This is a genomic window from Enterococcus sp. PLH-Efm8, from assembly GCF_053011625.1.
In genome coordinates, this window is the sequence record NZ_CP172571.1 from 1 (window position 1) to 6,188 (window position 6,188).

The following is a 6,188-nucleotide window of genomic DNA, read 5'->3' on the forward strand; positions in this document are numbered from 1 at the left end:
ATGGCTAATGAGATTGTAAAATACCACCATGAATTAAATACAATTCCTTTAAGAAAATTTACACCGGTTGAAATGAATTTGTTTTTTTCCATCGTGTCTAGAATGCGTGAAAAAGGGGATAAGACAGTTCGTTTTACGTTTGACCAACTAAAAGATTTAAGTAACTACAAAGCAACTGCAAATGTACGATTTGTAGAAGATTTAAAAGCAACTTATGAAAAAATCTTATCTTTACGCTTTGGTCGTAGAAGTGAGTCTGGGCTTTCTTACGATATGTTTGTAATGTTTACAGAATTTAAAATCAACGGGGACGTAGAAAATCCTTACGTAGATATACGAATTTACGAAAAAGCACTGCCTTTGTTAAATAATTTAGACGAGTGGGTACGCTATTCTTTACAACAATTCAACGAGCTACAAAGTGGCTATGCAAAGACTATGTTTCGTCTGTTAAAGCAATACAGAACCAAAGGTTTCGCATATTTCTCCAAAGAAGACTTTCTTGAATTATTAGATATTCCTAAAAGTTATAAGCAACCTGATATAGATAAACGAGTTATAAAACCTATACGTCAAGAACTAACTGCAATCTTCAAAGGACTAACAATCAAAAAGAAATACGGAAAAGGACGGGGAAAACCTGTTATTGGCTATCAATTTACGTTCAAACCTGAGATCAAAAAAGCAGACGACTTTAACAAACATGCACCAACCAAAGAAGACCAAAATAAAGCATTGGCTTTAGCTGATAAACAAAAAGAATACGAAGAACCCGCTACAACAATTAACGAAAAAATCAAACAGAAGAAACGAGAACTTGAACTCCTCCAACAAATCAAACAACTAGAAAAAGAGAAAAAAGCTCTTGAAAAACAAACAGAGTCCGCACTTTCGGAAAAAGAGAAAAAAAGTTTATTATCTGATTTAGATAATTTATTCCAGTAGCAACCTAGGAGGCAACCAGTATGCAACCACAAGAAACCTTTACAATAAAGGAATTGTCAGATCTTTTTAAGATGAGTAGGCAAGCAATATCGAAACATATCCAAAAATTAGATTCTTCCATGATAGCTAAAAATGAGCGTGGTTATAAGGTTGTATTGCGTTCTGGAGTATTGCAACTTGCTCGCAACTTAGACAATCAAAGGTTGCTAGATAAGTTGCATAAACATGAACAAAACAACGATAAAAATGCTTATATACCAAACAAAAACGTGGTTGCAAACAAGTTGCTAGATCAGTTGCGTGAAGAAAATGAATTTTTACGAGAACAACTTGCCCTCAAAGAGCAAAATAATTCTCATATACAAAAACTACTCGACCAGCAACAACAACTCACCCTGCAAGCCAACCAACAAATCGAAAAACTTCAGGAGCAACTGCAGTTGACTTATACGGAAGAGTCTTCAGAGAATAGTTCAACGACTCTTTCTGAAGCAACAGAAACAATGGACGAACAAACAAAGAATTGGAAAAAATGGTGGCAGCTATGGAAATGAAGAAGGAAATACTTATGACAAAAAAACACTTGCTATTCGGTTCTATCCTACTAGGAATATTAAGCTTTAGCCCAATGTTATTATCAGTGGCCAACAAAGGAAATAAAAAAGGGGAACTAAAACTCAATCCTAATTACTACAACAGTCAAAATGAGGAAGTATTTGTAGAAAAACTTGATAAATAAGAAAAGACTGCTCGTACGAGCAGTCTTTCTGAAAGAGATTATCCTATTATTAACCTTAGAAAAGAATAATAAATGAATATGAGATATGTAAAAAGCATAACAAACACAAACAAAAATAACAAGTATTTAAAAAATGACCGATCAATATTCACAAAGAATTAGAAAGAAACAACCGCAGAAAACCAAGCCTTAAAAAGAGCTTTTAACCTAGACCAATAAAAATTCACAAAATCAGCGCCTGGATCCCTTGGTACAGGCGTTACTTGGTAGTATACACATTATGTCTACTAGCTGTTTAAATAACTGATCTTATAATTTTATTTAAACGATTATGAATTCAAAACTACTTTTTATGACGTTAATCATTGTTATATAATAAATTGTTATATAATAAAATGTTATATAATAAAATTACTAAGATTATTTAATATAACAAGCAATTTTAAAAAAACGAAAAGGAAAAACAATCATGAAAAAGAAAGTATTAAAACATTGTGTTATTCTAGGAATATTAGGAACTTGTCTAGCTGGCATCGGTACAGGAATAAAAGTTGATGCAGCTACTTACTATGGAAATGGTCTTTATTGTAACAAAGAAAAATGTTGGGTAGATTGGAATCAAGCTAAAGGAGAAATTGGAAAAATTATTGTTAATGGTTGGGTTAATCATGGTCCATGGGCACCTAGAAGGTAGTGGTAGGGAGGTTATTATAATGGATTTTACTAAAGAAGAAAAACTTTTAAATGCAATTAGTAAAGTATACAATGAAGCAACTATAGATGACTATCCTGACTTAAAAGAAAAGCTCTTTCTTTATTCTAAAGAAATCAGTGAGGGAAAAAGTGTTGGTGAAGTTAGTATGAAATTAAGTAGTTTTCTTGGAAGATATATTTTAAAACATAAATTTGGATTACCTAAATCTTTAATAGAATTACAAGAAATTGTTAGTAAGGAATCTCAAGTATATAGAGGATGGGCTTCTATTGGTATTTGGAGTTAATTCTTTGGAATAAAATGAAAATGGGACTGAAGAATCAATTCTGATTCATCAGTCCCATAAATTATAGAGCCGAAAAATTATCATATTTATAGATTTATTAATAGTAAATGGCATAAGAATCTTTGAACAACGAAAAAAATGTAGCTCTACCTAATTATTGATTTGCAACAATTTCACCGAAGGTGAAACAAGCGAAACTTTACAAAAAGTGGCTAGCATTTGCTAGTCTTTTTTGTATTGTGGAGAGTGGGGGGGAGGGGGATTCAAGGGGGAGCTTGCGCCCCTTTGACAAGCGGTTATTTGCACCAAATACGTAGGTATTTGGCTAGCAAATATAGAGCTTGCCAAGCCCTTTAGTGAGCTTTAGTGAGCTTTACTTATTGTACCTTTTTAGGTACAATGGTATTGCGAACGATACGTCCGTAGGACGTACTGAAAGGGTGGGACTTATGAGCGAACAAAATCAATATTTGGCTAGCAATCATTCTAAAAAATATACCTATCGATCCGAGCCAAAACAAATCAGTTTTCGAGTGAGCGAATCCGAATTTGCAAAGCTGAAGCAGTCAGCTGAAGCTTTGCAAATGAGTGTGCCGGCTTTCGTGAAAGCCAAGGCACAAAACGCGCGTCTGGTGACACCGAAAGTGGCGCCAGACATTGCTCAGGCAATCGCGCGCGATTTAGCCAAAGCTGGCGGGAATATCAATCAAATTGCCAAGTGGTGCAACACACACCAACACGACGTTGATCCTGGCGACGCCCAACGCTTATCCGAAAACCTAAAAATCATGCAAAAGGAGCTACAAAAGATATGGCAACAGTTAAAGTAAGCCGAACCACTTCTTGTAGCCGAGCGATCAATTACGCCGAACCACGAGCAACCGTCAAAACAGGGATAAACTGTGACATTGATTATGCCAAAAGCGAAATGAAACAAATTCGCATGCTGTATGGAAAAGACGATCGTGTACAAGCACACTTATTGATCCAGTCTTTTCGACCAGGAGAAATTACCGCTGAAAAAGCCAATCAACTAGGGGCAGAGTATGCGAAAAAAATAGCCCCTGACCACCAAATCGCGATTTACACACATACAGACAAAGACCATATTCATAACCACATTGTCATTAACTCCGTCAATCTGGAAACTGGGAACAAATTTCAAGCCCATGGTCAAGCATTTTTAAACAAATGTTATGACCTAAATGACGAGATTTGTCTTGAACATGACTTAACAATCACTGAACGAGGGAAGAAACCCGAAAAACGAACCATGTCTGAAATCAAATTAAAAGAAAAAAATGAACCTGTTTGGAAAGACGAAATTCGGTTTGCGATTGATCAAACAATGAAAAACAAAAAAACTCGAACGTATAACCAATTTTGTGATTCTCTTAAAACATTCGGCATTCATTGCTTGAATCGTGGGAAAAATTTTACTTACGAATTGATCCACAAAAAGAAAAAAGTACGATCCAACAAACTAGGAAAGGATTACGAAAAGGAGACGATTTTACATGAGCTGGACAGACGAGAACGAGCCTACAATCAACAACGAACCAACGAGCTACGAAGAGCTCGAGCTAGCATTCGCGAAACTGCAAAAGAAGTACGAAGAGAACAACGAACTCTTACGACTGAACAACCGGAAATTAGACCGACTCGAAGAAACCATGACCAACACGTTGAAAGAGGAGCAGACTACCAACAAGAATTATCGTTCTAAAACGTTACAAGACATAGAAAATGAAATAAAGAAACAACGTGCTTTTCTTGCACCTTATACCAAAGAAAGAATACAAACTACAATTGATTCACAAGTCAAAAAATTCCACCATGCGCTATTAAACCAGCGAAATAAAGAACAGAAAAAAGTAATTATGCAGCGATCAATGGATATTCTTGCCCCCTTATGTTGCTTAATCATGACACTGTTAGCCTTTTGGCTGGTATGGGGAGAATAAATAGAAATGGCATTCTATTTACCCTATCTACTCATTTTTGCCAGTATTTTAGGAATTATTTGGCTTAGCTATAAGGCTTATCAAACAAGATATTCATTAAAAGGCTCTAAAATTCGATTTAAGAGGTTTTTATTGCCAGGGGTTATATTTACATTATCAATCGTTTTAAGTGGTTTATTCGGCGTTTTAGAGGGAAATAAACGTATTTCAAGAAGTATTTTATTAGGGGATATCACTCAAAAGTATGAAGCAGCATGTGATAAAAAGAAAAAGGAGCAAGTGTTAACACAAAAAATGGAAGAGTTTACCACTTGTTATGAGGAAATGAACGATATTTTTGTGAATCAAGAAAAACGTTTGACGGATAAAAACATGGAAAAACTCACTCGTCTTTATCAAAACTTGCCAGAAAAACAGCAAAAAGAGGTTCAAGACAACTATGAGCGAACCAAAAAAGACGTGCAATATTTTAAAGATACGCAGACAGAAGAAGCTTGTTATAATTTATTCAGTGATACAATCCCTTTTTCAACTAGTGAACAGGAACGAAAAGAACGGCAACAATCAGTTACCTACGAACGTTATAAAGCACTGCTTCAGCAAGCAACGAACATACAAAATCCAACGAAAAAAGAAACGGCATTAAATTATCTAAAAAGTGTCAAGGAATGGTTAGATCAGCAACAGCAAAATTGAATTTGATCGGCAATCATGTTAAACTAAACATGCAAATGATCAAACATTAGATACACGAAAGCCCCAGAGAGGTCGGATTCTCTGGGGCTTTTTTTCAGGTTGATGTCGCCTTTATTGATTTTACTTCTTGTTTCGGTTATTCAACCAATAACTGAATAAAGAGACACAAACTTCTATAAGAAGGGGGCAAATGAACAATTCAAACATTAGATACACCTCCTTCCAGTCGCAAGACTGTCGGATAGGCGACAAGTTATTATATCTTAAAAAATTAAACTTGTGTGGTGTTTTTAAGTATCGCTTATTTTAGGGTTGTTAGGGCTTGCCCTGACCGCCTGTAAGGCGCTTTAAAGCTAGATAAGGATTTTTATCCAAGACTGTCTTAAAACGGCTTAGATAAGCATTCAGAACCGCTCAAAGGCCTCTTTACCAACATGTTTTTAGCAAAGGAGCCTTTAGGCGACTGCGCAGTACAATGTGAGAGCGTAGCGATCACACCTTTTTGGCGACCGTAGGAAGCAAGGTTTTGGATTGGCAGTTTTGAAAAATGCGCGAACCTGTTTAAAGAAAAAAGAAGTGGTTTTTAGGCGGGAAAATTAGCCCCCCTCTTTTTATATCTCTTTTTAAACCTCTTTTTAAACCTCTTTACCGTAAGCTGTGTCCTTACTCTACCAATGGATACAGAATGTTATGAAGGACATTTTGTCTGTTTATGAAGGACATTTTGTCTGTTTATGAAGGACATTTTGTCTGTTTATGAAGGACATTTTGTCTGTTTGAACGTCAAATATGAATGTCTTGACATTTAAAAAATGTCATTCATAATTGGATTGAGGTGATTAT

At 35.5% G+C, this 6,188-nt stretch carries 10 protein-coding genes; 9 read left to right on the plus strand and 1 reads right to left on the minus strand.

The annotated features are described in order from the left end of the window. The 9 genes from ACIFUW_RS15470 to ACIFUW_RS15510 all read left to right on the plus strand — a co-directional run bounded on the left by ACIFUW_RS15470 (position 1) and on the right by ACIFUW_RS15510 (position 5,345). Positions 1-945: a replication initiation protein gene (locus ACIFUW_RS15470; protein ID WP_002303559.1), complete on the plus strand. Its 945-nt coding sequence runs from the start codon at positions 1-3 to the stop codon at positions 943-945. 20 nt (positions 946-965) lie between these two features. Then, positions 966-1,499: an HTH domain-containing protein gene (locus ACIFUW_RS15475; protein ID WP_002363576.1), complete on the plus strand. Its 534-nt coding sequence runs from the start codon at positions 966-968 to the stop codon at positions 1,497-1,499. Positions 1,500-1,513: 14 nt separating this feature from the next. Continuing rightward, positions 1,514-1,684 (plus strand): hypothetical protein, encoded by a 171-nt coding sequence (locus ACIFUW_RS15480; protein WP_032491833.1) that lies wholly within the window; start codon positions 1,514-1,516, stop codon positions 1,682-1,684. Positions 1,685-2,153: 469 nt separating this feature from the next. Continuing rightward, a complete protein-coding gene (locus ACIFUW_RS15485) occupies positions 2,154-2,378 on the plus strand; it encodes a class II bacteriocin (RefSeq protein WP_002363584.1) in 225 nt (74 codons plus the stop codon). Between the two features lie 19 nt (positions 2,379-2,397). Continuing rightward, the gene (locus ACIFUW_RS15490; protein WP_002363589.1) at positions 2,398-2,685 is read left to right on the plus strand and encodes a bacteriocin immunity protein; all 288 of its coding nucleotides are present in this window, start codon (positions 2,398-2,400) and stop codon (positions 2,683-2,685) included. Between the two features lie 449 nt (positions 2,686-3,134). Continuing rightward, complete coding sequence (locus tag ACIFUW_RS15495) at positions 3,135-3,515, plus strand: MobC family plasmid mobilization relaxosome protein (RefSeq protein WP_010782660.1); 381 nt, start codon at positions 3,135-3,137, stop codon at positions 3,513-3,515. After that, positions 3,497-4,411 carry a relaxase/mobilization nuclease domain-containing protein gene (locus tag ACIFUW_RS15500; RefSeq protein ID WP_010782659.1) on the plus strand — a complete coding sequence of 305 codons (915 nt, stop codon included), beginning with the start codon at positions 3,497-3,499 and terminating at the stop codon, positions 4,409-4,411. The genes ACIFUW_RS15495 and ACIFUW_RS15500 overlap by 19 nt, the downstream gene beginning before the upstream one ends. After that, a complete protein-coding gene (locus ACIFUW_RS15505; protein WP_002369881.1) occupies positions 4,371-4,649 on the plus strand; it encodes a hypothetical protein in 279 nt (92 codons plus the stop codon). Before ACIFUW_RS15500 ends, ACIFUW_RS15505 begins: the two co-directional genes overlap by 41 nt. A 6-nt stretch (positions 4,650-4,655) precedes the next feature. Then, on the plus strand, positions 4,656-5,345 hold the full coding sequence (locus tag ACIFUW_RS15510; RefSeq protein ID WP_002369882.1) for a hypothetical protein: 690 nt from the start codon (positions 4,656-4,658) through the stop codon (positions 5,343-5,345). Between the two features lie 120 nt (positions 5,346-5,465). Here the strand turns inward: ACIFUW_RS15510 and ACIFUW_RS15515 are convergent, their stop codons facing one another. After that, positions 5,466-5,552, minus strand: a complete 87-nt coding sequence (locus tag ACIFUW_RS15515) for a type I toxin-antitoxin system Fst family toxin (RefSeq protein WP_106914087.1) — start codon at positions 5,550-5,552, stop codon at positions 5,466-5,468. Positions 5,553-6,188: the final 636 nt, after the last annotated feature.